Consider the following 23,610-nt stretch of genomic DNA (forward strand, 5'->3'; position numbering starts at 1 on the left):
GGGCGCACGCCCGGGCGATGCGGCGATGGGGCCTGGGGAGCCGCGCGGGCCGGGTCCCCAGGTGTTGGCCCTCGGCCTCGTGCGGCGTGTCGGGCATCGTCGGGCCTGGGGTGTTCGGTCACCTGGCCGGCGTCGGAGCACGCGATGTGCGAGGCAGGAGGCAGGAGGCAGGAAAGTCTTGATCGCCGGGCGGCTCGGGGCCGTGGGTGTTGGCCCCCGGCCCCGGTGCGGGGCGGGGCGACCGCGTGGGGCTCAGGATTCGGCGCCGTCGCGGGCCGGACCAGGCGGTCCGGCGGCGCGGGCGGCGGCGCGGGCGATGTTGCGGGCCATGCCGCCGAAGACCACGGCGTGGAAGGGCCACACGCTCCACCAGTAGGCCTGGCCCGCCAGCCCGTGCGGATGGAACAGCGCCCGCTGGCGGTAGCGCGTCCGCCCGGCGTCGTCGGTTTCGGCGTACATCTCCAGCCAGGCCAGCCCCGGCAGCCGCATCTCGGCGCGCAGCCGCAGCAGCTTGCCGGGGACGATCTCCTCCACCCGCCAGAAGTCCAGCGAGTCGCCGACCCGCAGCCGGGCGGCGTCCCGGCGTCCCCGGCGCAGGCCCACCCCGCCCACCAGCCGGTCGAGCCAGCCCCGTACCGCCCACGCCAGGGGAAAGGAGTACCAGCCGTTGTCGCCGCCGATGCCCTCCACGACCCGCCACAGCGCGTCCGGCGGCGCGTCGACGGTCAGGGCGCGGTCGTCGGTGTAGAGGCTGCCGCCGGCCCAGTCGGGGTCGGTGGGCAGCGGGTCGCTGGGTGCCCCCGGCACGGACGCGGACGACCAGCGGGTGGTGACCCGGGCCTCCCGCACCCGTTGCAGGGCCAGCCGCAGCGCGTCGTCGAAGCCGAGGGGGTATCCCGGTGGCGGCGGGACGTACCGCACGATGTCGTTCTCGCCGCACACCACCTCGTGCCGCAGCGACTCGGTGAGCGGGCGCGCGATGGCCGCCGGGACCGGCGTGACCAGCCCGACCCAGTGGCTGGACAGCCCGGGGGACAGCATCGGCACCGGCAGGATCAGCCGCCTGGGCAGCTCGGCCACCCGGGCGTAGCGCTCCATCATCTCCCGGTAGGTCAGGATGTCCGGGCCGCCGACGTCGAAGGTCCGGGAGACCTCCGCCGGCATGGTCGCGCCGCCCACCAGGGCGCGCAGCACGTCCCGCACCGCGACCGGCTGGATGCGGGTGTGGACCCAGCTGGGCGTGACCATCACCGGCAGCCGCTCGGTGAGGTAGCGCAGCATCTCGAAGGACGCCGACCCGGAGCCGATCACGACCGCCGCGCGCAGCACCGTCGTGGGCACACCGGAGGCCAGCAGAATGCGTCCGACCTCGGCCCGCGAGCGCAGATGCGGTGACAACTCGCCCTCCGGCACTCCGGACGGGGTCAGGCCGCCCAGGTAGACGATGCGCCGCACGCCCGCCGCCGCGGCCCGCTCGGCGAAGGTGCGCGCCGCCCGCCGGTCGGTCGCCTCGAAGTCGTCGCCGGTGCCCAGCGCGTGCACCAGGTAATAGGCCACGTCGACGCCCTCCATCGCCCGCGCCACCGAATCGGCGTCGGTCACGTCGCCCCGCACCACCTCGGCCCTCCCGGCCCACGGATGGTCGCGCAGCCTGTGCGGGGAGCGGGCCAGGCACCGCACCCGGTGTCCGGCGTCGAGCAGTTCGGGCACGAGACGGCCCCCGACGTATCCCGTCGCGCCGGTGACCAGGCAGTCGAGGCCCGCCCCGGCGCCCCCGCCGCTCGTCCTCCCGGGTCCTTCGGCTGCCTGGCTCATGTGGCTCCGTCGCTCGCGGGACAGTCGTCACCGTGATCCCTTCCCCCGAACGGGACGCGGTCGACGCGTCCGGGCCCAGATCGACCCTTCTATACGCTGATCACGTGGCGACAGCGAACCAGCGCGGACAGCACGCGCACGAGCGGGGGACCGGACCCGGCCCCGAGGCGAGCGACCTGTACGTCCTCGCCGTCCAGCTGAGGCGGATGAACGGCGAGATCAACCGCGTCGTGCACGGTTTCGCCGGTGCCCACACGCTGCACGCCACCGACATCCAGGCCCTCGCGGCGATCCTGGACGCGCCCGAGCCCATGACGCCGGGACGGCTGCGCCGGCACCTCGGGCTGACCTCGGGCGCGGTGACGGCCTGCGTGGACCGGCTCGAGCGTGCCGGACACGTGCGCCGGGTCCGGGAGAGCGCCGACCGCCGGGTGGTCCACCTGCACTACGTGCCCGAGGCCCGTGAGGCGGCCCGACGGTACTTCCGTCCGCTGGCCGACGCCGCCGTCGCCGCCCGGGCACACTTCGACGACGGCGAACTGGCCGTCGTGGCCCGCTTCCTGGCGGCGTTGAACGAGGAGCTGAGCCACGTGGTGTCGGACGATCGCTGAGCCGCCGCGCCCCGGCGGACGGCGCCGGGGCGCGGCGTCAGGCGGTCCGGTGACAGCCGAAAGTAACTCGATAATTGAGATTGTTTATGATCGAGCTGCATTTGGTGCCAGCGCCCCCCGAGATTTGGAGACCCGACACCGATGTCCACCCCCTCCCGACCGTCCCGAAGCCCCCGGCGCGCCCGATGGCTCGTCCCGGTCCTGCTCCTCCTGGTCTGGCTCGTCGTCGGCGGAGCGCTCGGTCCGTACGCCGGCAAGCTCGGCGAGGTCGCCACCAACGACCAGGCCTCCTTCCTGCCGCGAAGCGCGGAGTCCACGCGGGTCGTCGACGCGCAGCAGGCCTTCCAGCAGGACGAGACGCTCCCCGTGATCGTCGTCTGGACCGCCGACGGTGACGGCGACGCGGCGGTCACCGCACACCAGCAGGCCGCCACCCGCTCGGTCGCGGCTCTCGAAGGCGACCCGGGGATCGTCGGATCCGCGAGCCCCGCGCTGCCCTCGGACGACGGCCGGGCACTCCAGGCCGTCGTCCAGGTCGAGCCGGACCTCGGCGAACGGCTCCCGGAGGTGCTGGCGGACATCGGCGAGGCCGCCGGACAGGTCCCCGGCACCCAGGCCCAGCTCGCCGGTCCCGCGGCCTCCCAGGCCGACCTCTCCGACGCCTTCGCGGGCATCGACGGACTGCTGCTCGCCGTCGCGCTGATCACGGTCCTGGTGATCCTGCTGCTCGTCTACCGCAGCGTCCTGCTGCCCCTGGTCATCATCCTGAGCGCGGTCTTCGCACTGGCCCTGGCGTGCGCCATCGTCTACGCGCTGGCCGACCACGACGTCGTACGCGTCGACGGACAGGTCCAGGGGATCCTCTCCATCCTGGTCATCGGCGCCGCCACCGACTACGCGCTGCTGCTCACCGCCCGGTTCCGTGAGGAACTCGCCCGCCACCCGGACCGCTTCGGCGCCGTGCGTGCCGCACTGCGCGACTCCTGGGGCGCCGTCGTCGCCAGCGCGGCCACCGTCGCGCTCGGCCTGCTGGCCCTGCTGCTCAGCGACCTGACCAACAACCGCGCGCTCGGGCCCGTCGGTGCCATCGGCATCGTCTGCTCGGTGCTGAGCACGCTCACCTTCCTGCCCGCCGTCCTGGTGCTGCTCGGCCGGGTCGCCTACTGGCCGGCCAAGCCGGTGCGGACCGGCGACCCCGAGGCCGGACACCGGCTGTGGCACCGTGTCGCCGCGCTCGTGGACCGCGCTCCGCGCCGCATCTGGGCCGTCTCGCTGGCCGCGCTGCTCGCCTGCGCCGCCTTCGCGCCGACCCTGAGCTCCAAGGGCGTCCCGCTCGACGAGATCTTCGTGAACGACGCTCCCTCCGTCGCCGCCCAGCAGACCCTCGCCGAGCACTTCCCCGGCGGTTCCGGCAACCCCGCCGTCGTCATCGCCGAGGCCGACCGCCTCGACCCGGTCCTCCAAGCCGCCCGCGACACCCGCGGCGTCGCCTCGGCCGACCCGGTGACCGACTCCGGCCGCCCCGGCGCCGGTACGCCCCTGGTGGTCGACGGACGCGTACGCGTCGACGCGACGCTCAAGGCGCCCGCCGACAGCGACGCCGCCAAGAGCACGGTGGTCCGGCTGCGGGCCGCCGTCCACGAGGTCTCCGGGGCGGACGCCCTCGTGGGCGGCTACACCGCCCAGCAGTACGACACCCAGGAGACCGCGGGCGAGGACCGCACGCTCATCGTGCCCGTGGTCCTCGCCATCATCCTCGTCGTCCTGGTCCTGCTGCTGCGCTCCCTGCTGATGCCCGTCCTGCTGGTGGCGACGGTGGCGCTGAACTTCCTGGCCACCCTGGGCATCTCGGCGCTCGTCTTCACCCATGTGTTCGGCTTCAGCGGCACCGACGCCTCCGTCCCGCTGTACGGATTCGTCTTCCTGGTCGCCCTCGGCGTGGACTACAACATCTTCCTCATGTCCCGGGTACGGGAGGAAGCGCTGCGCCACGGCGTGCGCGAGGGCATCCTGCGCGGGCTGACCGCCACCGGCGGAGTGATCACCTCGGCCGGCGTCGTCCTCGCCGCCACCTTCGCGGCGCTCGGGGTGATTCCCCTGGCCTTCCTGCTGCAGATCGCCTTCATCGTGGCCTTCGGCGTCCTGCTGGACACACTGGTGGTGCGCTCCCTGCTGGTCCCGGCGCTCGCCCGCGACATCGGCGCCGTCGCCTGGTGGCCCGGGCGGCTCGGACACCGGACCCGGGCAGGGCGGGGATGAGCCGCCCCGCCCCGGCCGTCACGCCCTGACTGTCACGCCTCCGAACGCCGCTCCGACGGGCGCACGGTGCCGAGAAAGCGCCGTACGTCGATCTCGATGACGACCCGCTCCGGGTTCGCCCGGGGCTGCCGGTAGCGGGCCGCGTAGCGGGTCTCCGCGTCGCGGACCGCCCCGGCGTCGTCGCGCACGGAGGCCACGCCCTCCAGCGTGGACCAGCGCCGGCCGTCCACCTGGCCCACGGCGACGACCGCCCCGGCGGCCCGCCGGACGTTGCGCGCCTTCGCGGTGTCCCGGCTCGTGATCACCCGCGCCGTGCGGGTGGCGTGGTCGTACGTCACCCCGACCGGAACCAGGTGCGGCGTTCCGTCGGCCCGCGGCGTCGACAGGAAGCACACCCGGCGCTCCTGCCAGAACCGGACGAACTCGCCGTCCGCGTCGTGCTGTTCCCCGGTGTCCATCCGCTCTCCTCGGCCGTGCCACGTGTGTCCCGTGTGCACCAGCATCGCCCGGCGGGCCGTCCGGCCGCTCGGCGGGGTGCGTGCGGCGTCAGGCGGCGTCGCGGTCGGACACCCGGCCCGCGCCGGTCCCTTGGTCCGCGCCGCTCCCGCCGCCCGGGAGGAGACGCAGGTGACGGCGCCGGGCGTGCCGGGGCGGCGCCGGATCACCGAACAGCCGGTCCTCCAGATACGTCATGGTGAACAACAGCAGACCCAGTGCGGGCAGCAGCAGGACGGCAACGGTGACCACGCCGGGGACCCCTTCCGCCGAGGGACGACGCCACGCGGGTGCCCGGACGGGCGCCGTTGAAAGCCGTCATGTTCGGGCGGTGCTCGGGTAGGCGGCTCCGACGACGGACACGTCGCCCCCGAGGAACGGAGCAGCCGAGCCGATGTCGCACACCTCCCCGTCCGCCGAACCGGCCACCCACCCGCAACTGGCGGGCTCGTGGTCGGACTGGATCGGCGACCACACCACGGCACTGATCGGGATACCGCTGCGCATCGCGCTCATCGTGGTGATCCTGCTCGTGCTGCGCGCGGTGGCCAAGCGGGCCATCACCCGGGTCGTCCAGCGGGTCCTGGAGCCGTCGGCGGGCGAGGCCGAAAGCAGCCGCACCCGCAGGCCGTCCCGCGGCGCCGCCGTCCTGCACCGCGACCGGTCCCGGGCACGGCAGCGCCGGGAACAGCGGGCCCGCACCATCGGCTCGGTGCTCAGCAGCGCCGTCACCATCGTGCTGTTCATGGTCGGCGTGGCCATGGTGCTCGACCAGGTCGGCATCGCCCTCGGCCCGCTGCTGGCCAGCGCCGGGGTGGTCGGCCTGGCCATCGGTTTCGGCGCCCAGAGCCTGGTCGCGGACTACCTGTCCGGGCTGCTCATCATGGTCGAGGACCAGTACGGCGTCGGCGACTCGGTCGACCTGGGCGAGGCCGTCGGCGAGGTGGAGCACGTCGGACTGCGCCTCACCCACGTCCGCGACCTCAACGGCGGCCTGTGGCACATCCGCAACGGCGAGATCCTGCGGGTCCGCAACGACAGCCAGGAGTGGGCCCGCGCCGTCCTGGACGTCGCCGTGTCCCACGACGCGAACCTCGACACCGTCTACCGCGTCCTCGAGGACACCGGTCGCGCGCTGCGCGAGGAGCCGGACTTCGCGGACGTCCTGCTGGAGGATCCCGCGGTGTGGGGCGTGCAGTCCCTGGACGCCGACGGGATGCTGGTGCGCCTCGCCGTCAAGACCGTGCCGCTCCAGCAGTGGGGCGTCACCCGTGAGCTGCGCCGCCGGGTCAAGGAGGCGCTGGACGAGGCGGGCGTCGAGATCCCCTTCCCGCGCCGGGCGGTGTGGGTGCGCACCGACAGCACGGGCGGTACCGACAGCACGGGCGGCACCGGCGGCGACGCTGAGGCGCTCACGCGCTGACGGACCGCTCCGCCGACGCCGGATTTGCCGGACCGGCAAAGAGCTTTGGCGCCGCCTGGCCGGCCGGGGCAGTCTGCACACGGAGCGCGGCTCTCGCGCCTCCCCCCGAGCAGTCGACCCCGGCCCCAGGAGGCACCATGACCGACATCCCCGCGCCGGCACCCGCCGCGGAATTCTGGGAGGCCCGCTACCGCGACTCCGGCCGCGTGTGGAGCGGACGCCCCAACGAACTGCTGGTGCGCGAGGCGGCCGCCCTGACGCCCGGCACCGCCCTGGACCTCGGCTGCGGCGAGGGCGGCGACGCCGTGTGGCTGGCCGCCCAGGGCTGGCGGGTCACCGGCGTGGACATCGCCGCCACGGCCCTCGAACGCGCTGCCGTGCACGCCGCCGAGGCGGGCGTCGGGGACCGTGTCGCCTGGCAGCGGCACGAGTTGGGCGAGTCGTTCCCCGAGGGCACCTTCGACCTGGTGAGCGCGCACTACCTGCAGTCGCCGGTCGCCCTCGACCAGCGGGGGGTCCTGCGCCGCGCGGCGGCCGCCGTCGCACCCGGCGGCACCCTCCTGCTCGTCCTGCACGCCGGCTGGCCGTCCTGGCAGACCGAACCCCCGTTCGATGCAGAGTTCCCCACCCTGGACGGCGTGCTGGTCGACCTCGGTCTGCCGGACGACGGATGGACCGTCGAGACCTGCGAGACCGTCCGCCGCGCCAGCGCCTCGCCCGACGGCGCCGAAGGCCACCGCGAGGACCATGTGTGGCGGTTGCGGCGAAGCCGGTGATGCCCGCTTCGACCGATTTGTTGAAAAAGTTATCTCATGAGTTTTCTGAGAGATAGGCATGGTTTTGTGAGTACGGGGACACCTGTGGTGTGAAGGCTATTGGCCGACCAGAGGGAGATGGTGACATGCCTTCCAAGGAGACGGTGACCGAAGAGATCACCCGCACCCCGAACATCGACATCGACGCGGCGCTCGACCCGGCAGAGGCGGAAGGCGTCTTCCGCGACAGCCGCGAGTGCGCGGCACTGGCCCTGGCGGGCGGTGACTACGGCCTGCTGCTGTCGCCGCCGACCCCGCGCCCGAAGAAGGGCTGACCGACCGACAGGAGCAGTGAATGCACCAGCCAAGCACTTCGTCCTTCCTGAAGGACGCGGTGCGGGAGTTGGCAACCGGCGTGGCCTCCGCTCTCAGCAGCGGGGGCCACGGCCCGGTGTCCGGGGACCTGTCGCCGGCCACCGGCGCCGACGGCTTCGCACCGGCCGCCGTCCGGGTCCTGGGAGCCGACTTCCTGCTGCCGCACCTTCTCTTCGGCACCCGCCCGGGCGAGGCCGAACTCGCCCTCTTCCGCCAGGCCGTGGAGAGCTACCCGCCGCGTGCCGACGCCGCGCCCACCGTGGTGTGGAGCCACTGGGCGATGACCCGGACCCTGCACCGGCTGGCGGGGCCCGCCCCGACCGGCCCCGAACCGGCCGCCGGCTGGCTCGACGTCGCCGACTGGCGGACGCTGAGCCACCAACTCGCCGTCCTGGCCCCGCTCGCCCTGCCCGGCGAGGAATGCGCCGTGGCCCGCGTGGCCCGGCAGCGCCCCCTCGACCTGGCCCGCGGCTTCGTCCGCGCGGTCCGCCGCCGGGACTGGCTCCAGGCGGCCGGCGCCGGCCGCTGGCTGACCCTGCTGGACGGCGTCCCGCAGACCCTCGGCCTCGAGTCCGGGCTGGACTTCGTGGAACTCATGGCCGACGACGACCCGCAGGTGGGCCTCCAGGTACGGGCGGCCCGGCTGCTGCGGGCCGGAGCACTCGTGTGACCGCCGTGACCGTCCAGGAGGCGGTCCGCAGCGTACGGGACGTGGCGGAGACGGCACTGGCCTGGGCGGACGCGCACCGCGACGCGTTCACCCTGGGCGACGACGCCCTCGCCGCGCACGCCGAGGTCGACCGCACCTGGAAACCGCTGGGCGAACTCGCCCAGGTGTGCGCCACCGTGACCGCGCTCACCGGCCCCGCCGACCCCCTGCACACCCGCGCCCGCGACCTGCTGGCCCACGCCTGGGAGCAGACCGGCCGGGGCGCGCTCCTGCCCGCCCTGCAACACCAGGAGCCCTTCGCGACGTACCCGCTGGAGGTCTATGCCGCCTTCGCCGCGGCCGGGCTGCGCCACCGCGAGTACGAGAGGGCCGCCGCCGCGGTGGCCCGTACCCGGGGCTGGCGGCTCACCGAGCAGGACCCGACCCGCCGGCTGGGCGTCCTGGCGGCCGAACGGCACAGCGGCATCACCCGGCCCGGAGACCCCGACGCCGTACGGGACGGCACCTGGCTGGGCGGCCTGCCCGAACCGTGGACCTTCGAACGGTCCGCCGGATACGCCCTCACCCATGTCGTCTTCCACCTCACCGACTGGGGCCGGGCCGGTCCGGCCGGCGTCCCGGCCCGTCTCGCGCAGTATCTGACGCAGTGGCTGCCGCCCTGGCTCGACACCTGCCTGGACGCCGGCCTGTGGGACCTGAGCTGCGAACTGCTCGCCGTGGCGGCGAGCGTGCCCGGCTCCCTCGACCCGCCCGCACTCCAGGAGGGGTGGCAGCGCCTCGCGGCGGCCCGGCACCCGTCGGGCGCCCTGCCCGAGGTGGCCGCGGCCCCCGCCGACGACTTCACCCACTGCTACCACTCGACCCTGATGGCCGCGTTCGCGGCGACCCTCACCCATGTACACCTCGGCGGACAAGGAGCGCTCGGATGACCGCCACGCGCCTGATGCACACCGTCGGGGCCCGCGCCCTGGAATGGCTGTGGGCCCACCGGGACGGCTTCCGGCTGGAGCCCGACGCGGACCCCGAGGTGGGTTTCCTCCAGCGCTTCAAGCCGATCGGCGAACTGGCCCTGATCTGCAAGGTGCTCTTCCGCGAGGGCGTGGCCGGCTCCCGGCAGACCGAACTGGCCCGACGGCTCCTCGACCACGCCTGGCGCGAGAGCCTGGACGGCGGCCGCATGCTGGTGCGCGGCCAGCGCACGGAACCGATCTCGTCCATCCCCTTCGAGGTGTACCTGCCCTTCAGGGAACTGGGCCACAGTCAGCCCGAGCTGGAACGGGCCGCCGTCCTCAACCACCGGCTGGACAGCTGGGCGTCCTTCGAGCGGACCCCCACCCGAAGACTGGGCCTGGCCGCGTTCCAGCGCCGCTTCGGCCTGAGCCCCCACCCGTCCGAGGCCGAGGCACTGAGCGACACCTGGCTGGCCCGCACCCCCGAACCCTGGACGGTCGAGGGCCACATCGCCTACGACATCACCCACGCCGTCTTCCACCTCACCGACTGGGGCGAGAACCCCACCGGCCTGCCGCCGCACGTCGCCGACTACCTCACGGCCTGGCTGCCGAGCTGGATCGACGACTGGACGGACCTGGAACGCTGGGACCTGCTCGGCGAACTCCTCGTCGTCGACGCCTGTCTGCCCGAACCCGTCCTCGACGAACGGGCCTGGGAGGCGTTCGCCGCCGCCCAGCAGCCCGACGGCGCCATGCCCGCGATCCGCGACATGCCCGAGGGCGACCCCGACGAGGTGTTCGACATCGTCTACCACCCGACGCTCGTCGCCGCCTTCGCCTCCCAGCTGGCCACCTCCCGCGCCCTCACCGAGCTGGCGCACTCCGCGTCGTGACGGGCCCTCGCACGCCCTGGCCGGGCGTCCCCGCCACCGAGGAGTCCGCCCCGCCGCAGCGGGCACCGAACGACGACACGGCGCTGCGCGAGCGGCTGACCGAGGCCGTGCACGCCTGCGACGCGCCCGACGTCGTCCTCGCCGTGTCCCGGCGCGGCCGCCGCACCCTGTGCGCGGGCGGCACCGCCCCGCCGCCCGCCGTCCCCCGCGAGGACCTGCGCTACGAGATCGGGTCGGCGTCCAAGACGTTCGCCGCGCTGCTGCTGACGCGCCTGATCCGGCGCGGCGTGCTCACCGGCGGAGAGCCTGCCGCCGGCTGCCTGGACCCCGGGAGGGCGCCCGGCCCGCACCCCGTGACGCTCGCGCACCTGATCACCCACACGTCGGGACTGCCCGCCCTGCCGGCCGGCTTCCTGCGCCGGGGCCTGCCCGCCTGGCACACCAACCCCTACGCCCGCTACCCGGCCGAGCGGCTGACCGAGACCTTCCTGCGCCACGAGCCGAAGCACCGTCCCGGCACCCGCTGGCACTACTCCAACTACGGCGTCTCCGTCCTCGGCCACGCCCTCGCCGCGACCACCGGCACCGCCTGGGAGGACCTGATCACCGGACAGGTGCTGCGCGCCCTCGGCCTCAGCGGCACCGCCCTGCGGGCACAGGGCCCCGAGACCGACGCCGTGGGCCACCGCAAGGACGGCCGCACCCCCGTCCCGCCCTTCGACGCGGGCGGCTTCCAGGCCGCCGGAGCCGTCCGGTCCACCCCCAACGACCTGCTCACCTTCCTGGAGGCGCACCTCGACCCGGACCGCTCACCGGCCGCCGGCGCGCTGCGGGCGGTGCGGGTGCCGGTGCTCCGGCGGGGACTGGGACACCGACACGTGCACACGGTGGGGTGGTTCCGGCACCCCACGGACGGCGGGCCGATGTACTTCCACAGCGGCGCCACCCTGGGCCAGCAGGCGTTCCTGGGCTTCCGGCCCGACACGGACACGGCCCTGGCCGCGGTGTGCAGCCGGAGGTTCCGCGCCCGGGACCCGTTCATCGCCACCGCCTACGCGCTCCTGGCAGAGGGATAGCCCGCCGGGACACGGGCCGGCGCGGGGCCCCTTCGGGCGGCCCCGCGCCGGACGGCTGTCCGTCAGACCCGCTGCCACAGGGCCGGGGCGCTCGCCGGTGACCCGGCGCCCTGGGCCTGGTGGCCCTGGAGGCAGCGGTAGCGCACGCCGTCGTAGGAGACGGTGGTGCCGACCTCGTAGACCCGGCCCGCGGTCCACGCGTCCGCCGCCGCGTTGTCCTGCGGCGCGGGTGTCCCGGTCGCGGCGGAGGTGGTCTTCAGAGTGAGGCCGAAGTCGCTGAGCAGCGGATTGATCGGCTGGTAGAAGGTGGTCCCGCCGTTGGTGCAGTCGCCGGAGCCGCCCGACGTGGTGCCCTGCGCCTGGATGCCGGACACGAAGGGGCCGCCGGAGTCGCCGGGTTCGGCGCACACCGTGGTCTCGGTCAGCCCGTCGACGGTGCCCTCCGGGTAGGTGACACTCGTGTCGTGCTGCTGGATCGTGCCGCAGTGCCACCCCGTGGTCGAACCGGAACGGCACACCGAGGCACCCACGAGAGCCTCCACCGACCCGGCGAGCTGGATCTTCTCGCCGCCCTCGGCCTTCACGTCCGGCGTGGCGGTCCAGTCGGAGTTGACGCCCACCCAGGCCATGTCCTTGCCGGGGAAGGTGGAGGCCTGGAAGGTGCCCTGGTCGGCCTCGTTGAACCCGGTGGTGGTGGCGCCCGGGTCGCCGCAGTGCCCGGCGGTGGCGAAGCCCTCCTGGTCGTCCTTGGTGACGGAGAAGCCGATGGAGCAGCGGGCCTGGTCGTTGATGTAGTAGGCGTCGCCGCCGACCAGGTCCTCCAGCACCCGTGGCTGGTCCGGCGAGACGCGGACGCCCACGTCCCCGGCCGGCACACCGGCGGCCTCGACGAAGGCGGCCGCGGCCGACGCGCCGGTCGCCTGGACCGTGACCCGGTTGGTCTTCACGTCGACGTACCAGACCGGCGTCTGCCGGGTCCGGGTGCGGACCGCGGCGGCGTCCAGCTTCTCCTTGACCGCGCGCAGCTCGGCGAGGTTCCGGCCCACGACGGCGGCCTTGGCGCCCTGCGCCTCGATGGCCGCGGTGTCCGCGGCGTCGGTGGTGGCGACGGTCAGCTCGGCGGAGGTCGCCCCACTCACCCAGGCACCGGCGAAGCGGTCGCCCAGCGTGTTGCGCAGCATGCCCGCGCGGGTGCCCGCCTCCGCCTCGTTGACCAGCCGGGCCGCCGCCTGTCCGGGCGCCAGCTTCAGGTCGCGCTCCATCGCGCTCAGCATGCGCGCCGGCGCGGTGGCGGCGTCGGGCGTGCGGGCCACGGCGGGCCGCGGTCCGGGAACGGGCGGCGGCGCCGCCGAGGCGGCCGAGGGTAGTGCGGTCAGAACCAGGGCGCCGAGCGCGGTGAGGGCTGCGCGGCGGCTGCGCGCGGCATGTCTGCCGACCATGCGATGTGCCTCCTTCGGACGCTGTGCGAGACAGCGGTGTTCGGTGGGCGACCGTGGGTCACGGCGCGCCCGCGACGAAGTCACAGGCCTTGCCGCAAAGTTCCCGGGCGATGCCCCACCCCGGACTGTTTCGCGCTATGGGGTACGCCGTGGGTGCCATGTGCAGTACGCGGACGTCCTCCCGCCGGGCGGACCCGGGTCAGGCGGGCTTCAGCCCCGGTTCGCCCGCCTCGGTGACGAAGGACGCGGCCGTGGTCACGGCGGCGCCGGGCGTGCTGATGGCGGAGACCGTCCTGAAGTCGAGGTGGGTGGCCTGACGGCCGAGTTCGGCCCGGACGTAGCCGCGCTTGCCGTTGTAGAACTTCATGTGCGGGTTGGCCTTGAGATACAGGTCCCAGTTGGCGGGCTGCTCCACGCCGTCCCGGCCGCTGGCCACCGAGGTGCAGGTGACCTCGGTGCCGACGGTGGCGGAGGCCGGGTCGTCGAAGTCCTCCTTGACGTCGAGGGCGTAACCCACGTGCACGTCACCCGTGAGGATCAGCCAGTTCTCGACCCCGGCGGCCTTCGCCCCGGCGACCACCCGGTCGCGCGAGGCGCGGTAGCCGTCCCAGGCGTCCATGGAGAGCGCGGCGTCGGCGGTCACGTCGAACTTGCGCTGGGAGAAGCACACCTGCTGGGGCATCACGTTCCACAGCGCAGTCGAGCCCTTCCAGCCGTCGAGCAGCCACTGCTCCTGCGCGGTACCGGTGATGGTGCGCGCCGGATCGTCCGACTCGGCGCCGGGGGCGTGCGGCCGGTCGTCGTAGGCCTGGTCGGAGCGGTACTGGCGGGTGTCCAGGATGTCGAACTGGGCGAGCGTGCCCCAGTGCAGCCGGCGGTACAGCCGGGCGTCGGGACCCTGCGGCAGCTGGGCGGCACGCAGCGGCTGGTTCTCCCAGTACGCCCGGTACGCGGCGGCGCGGCGCAGCAGGAACTCGGACGGCGGGATGTCGTTCTCGGGGATGCTGCCCGCGTAGTTGTTCTCGGTCTCGTGGTCGTCCCAGGCGACGACGAACGGGTGCGCCGCGTGTGCGGCCCGCAGGTCCTCGTCGCTCTTGTAGAGCGAGTAGCGCAGCCGGTAGTCCGCGAGGGTCATCGTCTCGCGGTTGAACACGTCGGGCAGCGTGATGTCCGTGTAGCGGCGCTCGCCGCCCTCGGAGTTCACCGCGTACTCGTACAGGTAGTCGCCGAGGTGGAACACCACGTCGACGTCGTCCTCGGAGACGTGGCGGAGCACGGTGTAGTAGCCGTCCTGGTAGGCCTGGCAGGCGACCGCGGCGAGCTTCAGCGACGGCGTGACGCTGCCTGCCGCGGGGGCGGTGCGGGTGCGGCCCGCAGGGCTGAGCCACGCCCCGGCGCGGAAGCGGTAGTAGTAGACGGTCCCCGGTGTCAGGCCCTTCACGTCGACGTGGACGCTGTGGTTGTACTCGGCGTGGGCGTCGGCGGTGCCCCGGGACAGGACGGCCGCGAAGTACTCGTCCAGGGCCACCTCCCACTCGACGGTGACCCGCTCCGTGCCCATCCCGCCGTCCTCCAGGAACGGCTCGGGGGCCAGCCTGGTCCACAGCAGCACCGAGTCCGGCAGCGGGTCGCCGGAGGCGACACCGAGGGTGAAGGGGTCCTTGCTGATCCGGGCGGTGCGTTCGGGCGCGGCGACCGCGCCGCGGGCCGGCAGGTTGGTGGAGAAGGCGAGCGCGGCGGCGGCCGCGGTCACGGTCAGGAAGCGCCTTCGGCCGAGGTGCCGGGCGGCGGCGCCCAGCACGGCGTCGTGGGGGGAGAAGGCGTGCTCGGCCAGTGCGCTGGGTCGGCCCGTGGGCGCCATCTGGTGTCCTCTCGTACAACGGGGCGATGCGCGGACCCCGCATGTTAAGCAGACAAAACGCCCTAAACGGGCAGGGCTTGCGGAGTGATCACACAGGAGGAGGTACGCGCGTGTGGGCGCGGTCCCTCCGGGGCACCCGGGAGCCATGGCCAGGACACGGCGCTACGAGGTGGCGGCCTCCGGCCGCTGGTGGGACGAGGACGACGGCCGCTGGCTGCCGGCCGGTGAGGTGCACGCCCGGGAGCCGGGCAGGAACGAGACCGTGTGCGGCCTGTCCCTCCACCGCTCTCGGCTCTCCCGGTTCTCCGCGGTCACCTGGACCGACGTGCTGCCGGAGTCCGGGGGCGCCGCCGACGCCGTCCGCCGGGTCTGCCCGCGCTGCGCCGCCGCGGCCGGCCGCCGGGGCGCGGACTCCCGGCCCGCCTGGCGGCGCGTCGACCCGCGCCCGTAGGGGCCGGACGAACCGTCCGGCCCCTGGGTCACGCGATCGGCCGCCTACGACGGCAGCGGTGAGCGGCTCACCCGGATCTTGGACTGGCCGTGCGGACGCTTCTCCCAGTCCTCCATGAACCGCGCGTGCAGGTTGTGCTGGGCGGCCAGGGTGAGCAGCGTGTCCGTGCGGTAGTAGAAGTCCTCGCGGAGCACTTGGTGCTCGGTCCCCTCCGTCCGGTCGAAGGTGAAGTCGAAGAACCCGGTGTCCGTCAGGACACGTCCGACGTGCGCCAGGCACTCGTCGATGACGTTCAGCGGCGAGTGCGAGAAGACGCTGTGGGCGTGGACGACGTCGAAGTGGTCGTCGGGCAGGAACTTCAGCCGGAGGTCCCCGGTGATGGTCAGGTGGGGCAGCTTGGCCTGGAGTCCGCGCTCGGTCAGGGTCTTCTTGGCGGCGATGAGGATGTCCGGCGAGATGTCGACGCCGTAGTAGTGGCCGGTGTCCAGGTGGTCGATGAACCGCCAGCCGCCGCGCAGGTTGCCGCAGCCGATGTCGAGCATGCGGTGCCCGGGGCGCAGCCCGTGCTCGACCAGGTAGTCGAACTGCATCTGCCCGAGCGCCAGCCAGCGGTCGTGGGTCTGGCTGCCCACCGCGGCCTCCGGGCTGCGCCGGGTGTCGGAGGCCATCACCGCCCGGTAGTAGCCGACGTGGTCGGGGTGCTTGACCCGCAGCCACGCGTCCCGGCCGGCCCGGCGGACGTAGGGGCCGACGCGCTCGGGGTGGCGCAGCGCGTACCCGACCTTGTGCGTGAGCGCGGCACGGTTGCTGCGCAGCTTCTTCCGGGACTTGGCGTCCTTGGGCATGGGGGGAACGACCTCCGTACGAGGGACTCGGACTGGAACTCGGACTGGAGCTTGGACTGGAACTCGGACTGGAACTCGGACCGTGGGACCGGATTGGCCTCGTGGTAGCGGGAGACATACCCGTGCCGGGTCATGCACTCCCGCGGTCCCCGCCCGGAGGGGAAGGCGCACTCCGGCACGGGTCCCGGCGGCCGTAACCGGTGATCAAGGCCGTGCCCGGTGGACCACTTGTCGCCCGTCGGCTCCTCGGGCTGCCGCCCGTCGCCGACGCACCGGTGCGGCGGAACCGGACGGTGCCCTCCATGGACTCTCCGTCCAGCAGCTGGACGTGTAGTCTGAGCCGTATGGACGAACCCGCACTGGACGCCGAACGCGACGCCGTCCTCGCCGCGCTGCGCCCCGTCGTCGACGGGATCGCCGCGACGTTCGGACCGGTCTGCGAGGCCGTGCTGCACGACTACCGGCGCCCCGAGCGCTCGGTCGTGGCCGTCGCGGGGTCGGTGACCGGGCGGACGGTGGGCGGCGCGATGAGCGAGATCGGCATGCGCGTGCTGGCCCGCGGCGACGAGGCGCACGACGAGCTGAACTACGTCACCCGCACGGCCGACGGCACCCTGCTCAAGTCCTCCACCATGGTGTTGCGCGACTCCACGGGCGCCGTCTTCGGTGCCCTGTGCGTCAACCTGGACGTCACCGCCGTCGACCGGGCCCACGCCCTCCTCGGCGCCCTCGCCGGGACCGCCCGCACCCCCGCGCACGTACCGGCGACCACCTTCGGCGACGACATCGACGCCGTGGTCGACGCCATCGTGGACGCCCACCCACTGCGCCGCGACACCAGTTGGGCGGCGCTGGACCGGGAGCGGCGGCTCCAGCTGTTCCGCGACCTCGACGGGCGCGGAGTGTTCGCCGTACGCCGCTCGGTCGAGCACGTCGCCACCCGGCTCGGCATCTCCCGCGCCTCCGCCTACCACTACCTCTCCCAGGCCCGCGCCGACACCGGCCCGGCCGCCGACACCCCGTGAGGACATACGTGACGACCACCACACCGCCGGTCACCCTCGACGACGTCCGTTCCGCCGCGGCCCGGATCAAGGGCGTCGCGCACCGCACGCCGGTGCTGCGCTCGCGCACCCTCGACGCCCTCGTCGGCGCCGAGGTCTTCCTCAAGTGCGAGAACCACCAGCGGGTCGGCGCCTTCAAGTTCCGCGGCGCCTACAACGCGGCCTCCCGCCTCACCCCGGAGCAGCTCTCCAGGGGTGTCGCCGCCTACTCCTCGGGCAACCACGCCCAGGCGGTCGCCCTGGCCGCCCGGGAACTGGGCACGACCGCGGTGATCGTCATGCCCGAGGACGCGCCGCCCTCCAAGCGGGACGCCACCACGGGCTACGGCGCCGAGATCGTCACCTACGACCGCTACACCGGCGACCGCGTGGCCGTCGCCGAAGCGCTGGCCGCCGACCGCGGACTGACCCTGATCCCGCCCTACGAGCACCCGCACGTCATCGCGGGCCAGGGCACCGCCGCCCTCGAACTGGTCGAGGAGACGGGGGAGCTGGACGCGCTGGTCGCCCCGGTCGGCGGCGGCGGGCTGATCGCCGGGAGCGCCACCGCCATCAAGGCCCTGCACCCCGGCACCCGGGTGATCGGTGTGGAGCCGGAGGCCGGGGACGACACCAGACGCTCCCTGGCCGCGGGCCGGCGGATCACCGTGCCGGTACCGCGCACCATCGCCGACGGCCAGGCCCTGCCCACCCCCGGCGAGCTGACGTTCTCCCTCAACCGGCGCCTGCTCGACGGGATCGCGCTGGTGTCCGACGACGAGATCCGGGACGCGATGCGGTTCGCCTTCGAACGGCTGAAGACCGTCCTCGAACCCAGCGGGGCCACTCCGCTGGCCGCCCTCATGAACGGCCGGATCGACGCCCTGCCGCGCCGCGTCGGCGTGATCCTCTCCGGCGGCAACGTGGACGCCGCCCGGTTCGCCGAACTCTGCGGCGCGCCCCGCTGAGCCGCGCGCGTCCCCCGGATGGCGCCGCCGAGTTGACAGGCGGACGATGGAGTGGTGGGGACAGGGAAAGGAGGAGCGTCATGCTGGAGGCAAAGACGCTCGACAAGCCGGACGAGCGGCGTGATTTCCCCCGTGGGCACATCGAGGCCGTGCACATGGAAGGGCTCGACTTCGCCGTCGCCACCTTCGAACCGGGCTGGCGCTGGTCGGAGTCCGTGGCACCGATCGCGGGCACCGACAGCTGCATGATCCACCACAACTGCTACGTGGTCGAGGGACGCATGCACGTCCGCATGGACGACGGCACCGAGAGCGAGGTGGGTCCCGGCGACGTCTTCGTCTGCTCGCCTGGCCACGACGCCTGGGTCGTGGGCGACGGACAGTGCGTCGTGTACGACTTCGCGGGCAGCATGGCGAAGGAGTACGCCAAGGCCGACTGACGCGCCGGCCGGCAAGGGGAAGGGGCGACCGGTCGCCCCTTCCCCTCGTCCCCTCTTCTCCTTGCCGCTCACGCGGCCAGCGTCACCGCCCCCACCGCCGGTGTCCGCAGCACCCGCCGGGCCGTGCCCAGGCTCGTCCCCAGCGTCACCGTCGCCGCCAGCGCCACCATCGCGAGCCACACACCCAGGAACTGGTCCGGCAGCACCGCGTCGGTGCGGACCACCGTGAACGGCACCACACCGGCCAGCGCGGCCACCGTGCCGAAGAACACCCCCGTGACCGTGAGGATCACACCCTCGGCGCCGACCACGCCCAGCACCTGCCCCGGAGTCGCCCCCGCCAGCCGCTGCTGACCGAACTCGCGCGAACGGTACGTCGTCGCCGCGTACAGCGAGTTGATCAGCATCACGCACACGAACACCGCGATGATGCCGACCACCGTGAGGTTCAGCGTCTCCAGGTTCTTGGCGTCGACCGACTTGACCAGACCCGAGGCCTTCACCGCGTCGCTCTCCACCGACTGCATCGTGATCGTCGCCGTGGACACCGCGGTGAACAGGATCAGCGAGACCAGGATCCCGGCCATGTGACTCGCCCGCTCACGCAGGTTGCGCACGGCCAGCCAGCCGCTCGCACCGCTCAGCGGCAGCCGGTCGAGCACGCCCTTCAGCAGTCGCGGCGACAGCAGGGCGAAACCGACCGACAGCAGGATCGCCCCGTAGGCCGGAGCCGCCATCAGCATCTCGTCCGTCGCGGAGAACAGGAAGGTGGCACCGGCCGCCGAAGCGCCGGTGACCAGCGCCGCACCGGCCAGGAACCGCTTCGCGCCGGCCCGCTCCCGGCCGCGGCGCGTCAGGCGCCGTACCGCCAGGAACGCGGCGCCGGCGGACGCCAGCAGGGTGATGGACACACCGCTCGACAGCGCGACGGGCCCGAAGGAGTAGTCCACGGACCGCGCCACCTGGCCGCTGTCGTGGAACATGCCCAGCAGCGCCCGTCCCCCGAGCATCGCCGGGCCGATCGCGAGGGCCGCGCCCACCAGCGCCACGGCCACCGCCTCACCCACGACCATCCGCTTGATCTGCGCCGGGGTCGCCCCCGAGCAGCGCAGCAGCTCCAGCTCGGCGGTGCGCTGGCGCACGTTGACCGTCAGCGTCGAGGCCACCGCGAAGAACACCAGCAGGGTCCCGTAACCACCGACGACGCCCGCCGACGTGCCCAGGGTCTCCGCGCTGACCGGGTCGACGCCGCCCTGCCCGGACGTGTCGTGCATCGAGTTGAACGTCATGATGATCGCCGCCCCCAGAAAGGCGGACAGCAGCGTCGCGAGGAACCGCCCGGGGCGTTGCCGGATCGACCTGAGAGCCAGTACGAACATCGCTCACACCCCCGCCGGCATGTCGTCGCCCAGGTGCGCCAGCCGCTCCGCGACCGCGTTGGGGGTGGGCGCGTCCATCCGCCCCGCCAGCCGGCCGTCGGCGAGGAAGACCACCGAGTCCGCGTACGAGGCGGCCAGGGGGTCGTGCGTCACCATCACCACGGTCCGCCCGTGCACCCGCACCGCCTCCTGGAGGAGCAGCAGCACCTGCCGGGCGCTGCGCGTGTCCAGCGCGCCCGTCGGCTCGTCCGCGAAGATCACCCGCGGTTCGGTGACCAGCGCCCGCGCGATCGCCACCCGCTGCCGCTGACCGCCGGAGAGCTGGTCGGGTCGGTGACCGAGCCGGTCGCCGAGGCCGACCGAGGTCAGCACCTCGCGGGCGCGCCCGCGGTCGACGCGCTGTCCGGCCAGCTTGAGCGGCAGCACCGTGTTCTGCGCGACGGTCAGCGTCTCCAGCAGGTTGTACTGCTGGAAGACGAACCCGACCCGGCCACGCCGGAACCTGGTCAGCTCCGCCTCGCCGCCACCCGTCAGCTCCTTGCCGTCCACGCACACGATGCCGCTGTCCGGCCGGTCGAGGCCCGCCGCGCACTGCAACAGCGTGGACTTGCCCGAGCCGGACGGTCCCATCACCGCGGTGAACGTGCCGCGTCCCAGGCTCAGCGTCACACCGTCCAGAGCGGTCACGGCGTTCTCCGCCGAGCCGTACGTCCGGGTCACCTTGACCAGCCGGAGTGCCTCGGGGGCGGGGCCGGGGCCGTGGTTGCCTCGTGCGCCGGAGCGAAACATCGTGATCACCTTCCGTGTGGCACGCCCTGTGCGGTGCCTCGTGGAAGACGCTACGGAGAGTGGGGCCGGGCCACACTGGGTGCAGAACCCGTATCGGGGGGTGTACTCAGCGACACCCCGCCGCGCTACGAGCCGCCCACCAGCACCACTTCCAGGGTGCGCGGGCCGTGCACCCCCTCGACGCGGTCCAACTCGATGTCACTGGTCGCGGAGGGCCCGGAGATCCACGTCAACGGCCGTTTCGGATCGAGGCGTCCGAGCGCCTCGGGCACCGAGGACACGACCTGGTCGGGTACCCGCACGACGCAGATGTGGTGGTCGGGGACGAGCGTGATGCGCCGCCGCCCCTGGTCGGGGGAGCCGTCCAGGACGATCGTGCCGGTCTCGGCGACGGCCACGGCGCAGCCGGTGACCACGCTGTCGACCTCGTCGAGTTCGTGCGGGGTGCTTGCCGCCCGGTCCTGGACACGGGTCGCGCCGACCGTCTCCAGCCACCCCGGGGGCAGTTCCGGCGGGACCACGACGCTCCGCGAGCCGTGCGCCGCCAGGAGCCGCGTCAGCAGCTCGGGCAACTCCCCCTCCGCGCACCGGTGGACGATCGCCCGGTAGTCCGCCAGGTTCTCGGCGAGGAGGTCCACCGTCTCCGGCACCGACCGGCGCCCGTGCTCGCGCAGATAGTCCCGGGCGACGGCCTCCTCGTAGGGCCTCGCGTCGTCCGGCACGTCCGCCAGGGCCCGTCGCACCCGGCCCAGAATGCGTTCCCTGCTGTTCACTTCGCTCCGTCCTTCCCGCCGTGCGTGCGCTGCCACCAGTCCCGGAACGGCTCCGCGGGCACCGCCGGCAGGTCCCGGGTGCCGCTCCACGCCCGGCCGGGACCGGGCAGCGTGCGCGGATGCAGACGGCGGGTGCGCGAGGCCATGCGCTGCCCGGTCCGCAGCGCGGCCGGGCGCGTGAGCGCCCACTGCGCCGCCCGCATCGCCGCCCGCTCGGCGGCGTGCCCCTTGGCCGGCTTCAGCACCACCCGGTTGCCGCCCCGGACGGCCGGCCCGCCCTGCACCACCCGCTCCCGCAGGTGCACCAGCACCTCGGGGATGTCGATGGCGACCGGGCACACCTCGTAACAGGCGCCGCACAGCGAGGACGCGTACGGCAGTGAGGCGTCGATCTCGCTTCCGGTGCCCCGCAGTTGCGGGCTGAGGATGGCACCGATCGGGCCCGGGTACACCGAGCCGTAGGCGTGGCCGCCCGCCCGCTCGTACACCGGGCACACGTTCAGGCAGGCCGAGCAGCGGATGCAGCGCAGCGCCTGGCGGCCGACCTCGTCGGCGAGCGTGTCGGTGCGGCCGTTGTCCAGCAGGACCAGGTGGAAGGTGCGCGGACCGTCCTCGTCGGTGGTGCCGGTCCACATGGACGTGTACGGGTTCATGCGCTCGGCCGTCGAGGAGCGGGGGAGGGTCTGCAGGAAGACCTCCAGGTCCTGCCACCTCGGCACGATCTTCTCGATGCCGACGACCGAGATCAGCGTCTCGGGCAGGGTCAGGCACATCCGCCCGTTGCCCTCCGACTCCACGACCACCAGCGTCCCGGTCTCGGCCACCACGAAGTTGGCCCCGGAGATGCCGACCTTCGCCCGCAGGAACTTCTCCCGCAGGTGCAGCCGGGCCGCGTCCGCGAGTTCCGCGGGAGTGTCCGTCAGGTTCTCGGGCGCGGGGCGGCCCCACTCGCTCATCTCGGAGCGGAAGATGTCCCGGATCTCGCCGCGGTTGCGGTGGATGGCGGGCACCAGGATGTGCGAGGGCCGGTCCTTGCCCAACTGCACGATCAGCTCGGCGAGATCGGTCTCGTAGGCGTGGATGCCGCGGGCCTCCAGGGCCTCGTTGAGGGCGATCTCCTGCGTCGCCATCGACTTGACCTTGACGACCTCCGACTCGCCGGTCGCCTCGACGAGGCGGGCGACGATCTCGTTGGCCTCGTCCGCGTCGGCGGCCCAGTGCACCGTGCCGCCGGCGGCCGTGACCGCCTCCTCCACCTGCACCAGATACCGGTCGAGGTGGCGCAGCGTGTGGTCCTTGATCTGCTTCCCGGCCTCGCGCAGTGCCGCCCAGTCGTCCAGCTCCGCCACCGCGCGGGCCCGCTTGTCCCGGATGGTGTGGGTGGCGTGGCGCAGATTGCCGCGCAGCGTCTCGTTGCCCACGGCCTCCCGGGCCGCGACGGGAAAGGCCGGCATTCCCACGAACGTCCCGCTCATACGGCCGCCTCCCGAGTGCTCGCCAGGATCTCCGCGATGTGTACCGGCCGCATGCCCGTGCGCAGCCGCGCCATGGTGCCGCCGATGTGCATCAGACAGGAGTTGTCGGCCGCGCACAGCACGTCCGCGCCGGAGGACTCCGCGTTGCGCACCTTGTCCGCGCCCATCGCAGCCGACACGTCGGAGTTCTTCACGGCGAAGGTGCCGCCGAACCCGCAGCACTCCTCGGCGCCCGGCAGGTCCACGAGTTCCAGCCCCTTCACCGCCTCCAGCAGCCGCCGCGGCCGGTCGCCCAGGCCGAGGCTCCGCAGGCCGTGGCAGGTCGGGTGGTACGTCACCGTGTGCGGGTAGTACGCCCCCACGTCGGTCACCCCGAGCACGTCCACCAGGAACTCCGTCAGCTCGTACGTCTTCGGCACCACCGGCGCCAGCACGGCCGATAGCGTGTCCCCGCGCCCCTCCGCCCGCGCCCGCTCGCCCATCCGCGGATACAGCTCCCGCACCATCGCGCCGCAGGAGCCCGAGGGCGTCACGATCGCGTCGTAGTCCGCGAACACGTCGGCGAAGTGCCGGGCCAGCGGCTCGGCCTCGTGCCGGTAGCCGGTGTTGTAGTGCGCCTGCCCGCAACACGTCTGGGCCATCGGGAAGTCGACCTCGACACCGAGTCTGGTCAGCAGCCTCACCACGGCACGGCCGGTGTCCGGATAGAGCGTGTCGTTGACGCAGGTCAGGAACAGGGCGACACGCATCGCGGCTCCTCGTGTTCGATCATCGGATGAATGATGAGTGCAGACTAGTCGGCCGATCCGGCGCTGGGGACCC

At 73.5% G+C, this 23,610-nt stretch carries 24 protein-coding genes; 13 read left to right on the forward strand and 11 right to left on the reverse strand.

All coding sequences use genetic code 11. The features are described from left to right. Nucleotides 1-252: 252 nt before the first annotated feature. On the reverse strand, nt 253-1,815 hold the full coding sequence (locus ACFYZ3_RS10040; RefSeq protein WP_388515119.1) for an SDR family oxidoreductase: 1,563 nt from the start codon (nt 1,813-1,815) through the stop codon (nt 253-255). Nucleotides 1,816-1,919: 104 nt separating this feature from the next. Between ACFYZ3_RS10040 and ACFYZ3_RS10045 the strand changes: the two genes are divergently transcribed. Next, nucleotides 1,920-2,426, forward strand: a complete 507-nt coding sequence (locus ACFYZ3_RS10045; protein WP_388515120.1) for a MarR family winged helix-turn-helix transcriptional regulator — start codon at nt 1,920-1,922, stop codon at nt 2,424-2,426. A gap of 141 nt (nt 2,427-2,567) precedes the next feature. Then, nucleotides 2,568-4,685: an MMPL family transporter gene (locus ACFYZ3_RS10050; protein ID WP_388515121.1), complete on the forward strand. Its 2,118-nt coding sequence runs from the start codon at nt 2,568-2,570 to the stop codon at nt 4,683-4,685. 32 nt (nt 4,686-4,717) lie between these two features. Here ACFYZ3_RS10050 and ACFYZ3_RS10055 read toward each other — a convergent pair whose 3' ends face one another. Both ACFYZ3_RS10055 and ACFYZ3_RS10060 read right to left on the reverse strand, forming a co-directional pair. After that, nucleotides 4,718-5,143, reverse strand: coding sequence for a PPOX class F420-dependent oxidoreductase (locus ACFYZ3_RS10055; protein WP_388515122.1), 426 nt, complete (start codon nt 5,141-5,143; stop codon nt 4,718-4,720). A gap of 88 nt (nt 5,144-5,231) precedes the next feature. After that, nucleotides 5,232-5,432 carry a hypothetical protein gene (locus ACFYZ3_RS10060; RefSeq protein ID WP_388515123.1) on the reverse strand — a complete coding sequence of 67 codons (201 nt, stop codon included), beginning with the start codon at nt 5,430-5,432 and terminating at the stop codon, nt 5,232-5,234. A gap of 142 nt (nt 5,433-5,574) precedes the next feature. Here ACFYZ3_RS10060 and ACFYZ3_RS10065 point away from each other — a divergent pair, with 142 nt between their 5' ends. The 7 genes from ACFYZ3_RS10065 to ACFYZ3_RS10095 all read left to right on the forward strand — a co-directional run bounded on the left by ACFYZ3_RS10065 (nt 5,575) and on the right by ACFYZ3_RS10095 (nt 11,325). Next, the gene (locus ACFYZ3_RS10065; RefSeq protein ID WP_388515124.1) at nt 5,575-6,603 is read left to right on the forward strand and encodes a mechanosensitive ion channel family protein; all 1,029 of its coding nucleotides are present in this window, start codon (nt 5,575-5,577) and stop codon (nt 6,601-6,603) included. Between the two features lie 137 nt (nt 6,604-6,740). Then, nucleotides 6,741-7,379 carry a class I SAM-dependent methyltransferase gene (locus ACFYZ3_RS10070; protein WP_388515125.1) on the forward strand — a complete coding sequence of 213 codons (639 nt, stop codon included), beginning with the start codon at nt 6,741-6,743 and terminating at the stop codon, nt 7,377-7,379. A gap of 125 nt (nt 7,380-7,504) precedes the next feature. Further along, nucleotides 7,505-7,693: a hypothetical protein gene (locus ACFYZ3_RS10075; RefSeq protein ID WP_115740535.1), complete on the forward strand. Its 189-nt coding sequence runs from the start codon at nt 7,505-7,507 to the stop codon at nt 7,691-7,693. 20 nt (nt 7,694-7,713) lie between these two features. Beyond that, the gene (locus ACFYZ3_RS10080) at nt 7,714-8,403 is read left to right on the forward strand and encodes a hypothetical protein (RefSeq protein WP_388515126.1); all 690 of its coding nucleotides are present in this window, start codon (nt 7,714-7,716) and stop codon (nt 8,401-8,403) included. Further along, nucleotides 8,400-9,332 carry a DUF6895 family protein gene (locus ACFYZ3_RS10085; protein WP_388515127.1) on the forward strand — a complete coding sequence of 311 codons (933 nt, stop codon included), beginning with the start codon at nt 8,400-8,402 and terminating at the stop codon, nt 9,330-9,332. Before ACFYZ3_RS10080 ends, ACFYZ3_RS10085 begins: the two co-directional genes overlap by 4 nt. Continuing rightward, nucleotides 9,329-10,249, forward strand: a complete 921-nt coding sequence (locus tag ACFYZ3_RS10090) for a DUF6895 family protein (protein ID WP_388515128.1) — start codon at nt 9,329-9,331, stop codon at nt 10,247-10,249. The genes ACFYZ3_RS10085 and ACFYZ3_RS10090 overlap by 4 nt, the downstream gene beginning before the upstream one ends. Beyond that, nucleotides 10,246-11,325 carry a serine hydrolase domain-containing protein gene (locus ACFYZ3_RS10095; RefSeq protein WP_388515129.1) on the forward strand — a complete coding sequence of 360 codons (1,080 nt, stop codon included), beginning with the start codon at nt 10,246-10,248 and terminating at the stop codon, nt 11,323-11,325. The genes ACFYZ3_RS10090 and ACFYZ3_RS10095 overlap by 4 nt, the downstream gene beginning before the upstream one ends. A 62-nt stretch (nt 11,326-11,387) precedes the next feature. Here the strand turns inward: ACFYZ3_RS10095 and ACFYZ3_RS10100 are convergent, their stop codons facing one another. Both ACFYZ3_RS10100 and ACFYZ3_RS10105 read right to left on the reverse strand, forming a co-directional pair. Continuing rightward, nucleotides 11,388-12,764, reverse strand: coding sequence for an alpha-lytic protease prodomain-containing protein (locus tag ACFYZ3_RS10100; protein ID WP_388515130.1), 1,377 nt, complete (start codon nt 12,762-12,764; stop codon nt 11,388-11,390). Between the two features lie 199 nt (nt 12,765-12,963). Next, nucleotides 12,964-14,625 carry an alkaline phosphatase D family protein gene (locus tag ACFYZ3_RS10105; RefSeq protein ID WP_388515131.1) on the reverse strand — a complete coding sequence of 554 codons (1,662 nt, stop codon included), beginning with the start codon at nt 14,623-14,625 and terminating at the stop codon, nt 12,964-12,966. 145 nt (nt 14,626-14,770) lie between these two features. On the opposite strand from ACFYZ3_RS10105, the gene ACFYZ3_RS10110 reads away from it, so the two are divergent. Continuing rightward, complete coding sequence (locus ACFYZ3_RS10110) at nt 14,771-15,076, forward strand: hypothetical protein (protein ID WP_388515132.1); 306 nt, start codon at nt 14,771-14,773, stop codon at nt 15,074-15,076. A gap of 44 nt (nt 15,077-15,120) precedes the next feature. On the opposite strand, the gene ACFYZ3_RS10115 is transcribed toward ACFYZ3_RS10110, so the two are convergent. Beyond that, nucleotides 15,121-15,921, reverse strand: a complete 801-nt coding sequence (locus ACFYZ3_RS10115) for a class I SAM-dependent methyltransferase (protein ID WP_388515133.1) — start codon at nt 15,919-15,921, stop codon at nt 15,121-15,123. A 344-nt stretch (nt 15,922-16,265) separates the two neighbouring features. Here ACFYZ3_RS10115 and ACFYZ3_RS10120 point away from each other — a divergent pair, with 344 nt between their 5' ends. The 3 genes from ACFYZ3_RS10120 (at nt 16,266) to ACFYZ3_RS10130 (ending at nt 18,372) form a co-directional block, all read left to right on the forward strand. Then, complete coding sequence (locus ACFYZ3_RS10120; RefSeq protein WP_388515134.1) at nt 16,266-16,946, forward strand: transcriptional regulator; 681 nt, start codon at nt 16,266-16,268, stop codon at nt 16,944-16,946. Nucleotides 16,947-16,954: 8 nt separating this feature from the next. Next, a complete protein-coding gene (locus tag ACFYZ3_RS10125; RefSeq protein ID WP_388515135.1) occupies nt 16,955-17,932 on the forward strand; it encodes a pyridoxal-phosphate dependent enzyme in 978 nt (325 codons plus the stop codon). An 80-nt stretch (nt 17,933-18,012) separates the two neighbouring features. Then, on the forward strand, nt 18,013-18,372 hold the full coding sequence (locus ACFYZ3_RS10130) for a cupin domain-containing protein (RefSeq protein ID WP_007389344.1): 360 nt from the start codon (nt 18,013-18,015) through the stop codon (nt 18,370-18,372). A 68-nt stretch (nt 18,373-18,440) separates the two neighbouring features. Here ACFYZ3_RS10130 and ACFYZ3_RS10135 read toward each other — a convergent pair whose 3' ends face one another. The 5 genes from ACFYZ3_RS10135 to ACFYZ3_RS10155 all read right to left on the reverse strand — a co-directional run bounded on the left by ACFYZ3_RS10135 (nt 18,441) and on the right by ACFYZ3_RS10155 (nt 23,537). Next, entirely contained in the window at nt 18,441-19,751 is a 1,311-nt protein-coding gene (locus ACFYZ3_RS10135; protein WP_388515136.1) for an FtsX-like permease family protein, read from the reverse strand. 3 nt (nt 19,752-19,754) lie between these two features. Further along, nucleotides 19,755-20,540: an ABC transporter ATP-binding protein gene (locus ACFYZ3_RS10140; RefSeq protein ID WP_388515137.1), complete on the reverse strand. Its 786-nt coding sequence runs from the start codon at nt 20,538-20,540 to the stop codon at nt 19,755-19,757. Between the two features lie 125 nt (nt 20,541-20,665). After that, nucleotides 20,666-21,313 (reverse strand): lactate utilization protein C, encoded by a 648-nt coding sequence (locus ACFYZ3_RS10145; protein ID WP_388515138.1) that lies wholly within the window; start codon nt 21,311-21,313, stop codon nt 20,666-20,668. Continuing rightward, a complete protein-coding gene (locus ACFYZ3_RS10150) occupies nt 21,310-22,788 on the reverse strand; it encodes a LutB/LldF family L-lactate oxidation iron-sulfur protein (RefSeq protein ID WP_388515139.1) in 1,479 nt (492 codons plus the stop codon). The genes ACFYZ3_RS10145 and ACFYZ3_RS10150 overlap by 4 nt, the downstream gene beginning before the upstream one ends. Further along, nucleotides 22,785-23,537, reverse strand: a complete 753-nt coding sequence (locus ACFYZ3_RS10155) for a (Fe-S)-binding protein (RefSeq protein ID WP_388515140.1) — start codon at nt 23,535-23,537, stop codon at nt 22,785-22,787. The genes ACFYZ3_RS10150 and ACFYZ3_RS10155 overlap by 4 nt, the downstream gene beginning before the upstream one ends. Nucleotides 23,538-23,610 lie beyond the last annotated feature (73 nt).

It is taken from the genome of Streptomyces sp. NPDC001599 (assembly GCF_042893535.1).
In the GTDB taxonomy this organism is placed as follows: Bacteria; Actinomycetota; Actinomycetes; order Streptomycetales; family Streptomycetaceae; genus Streptomyces.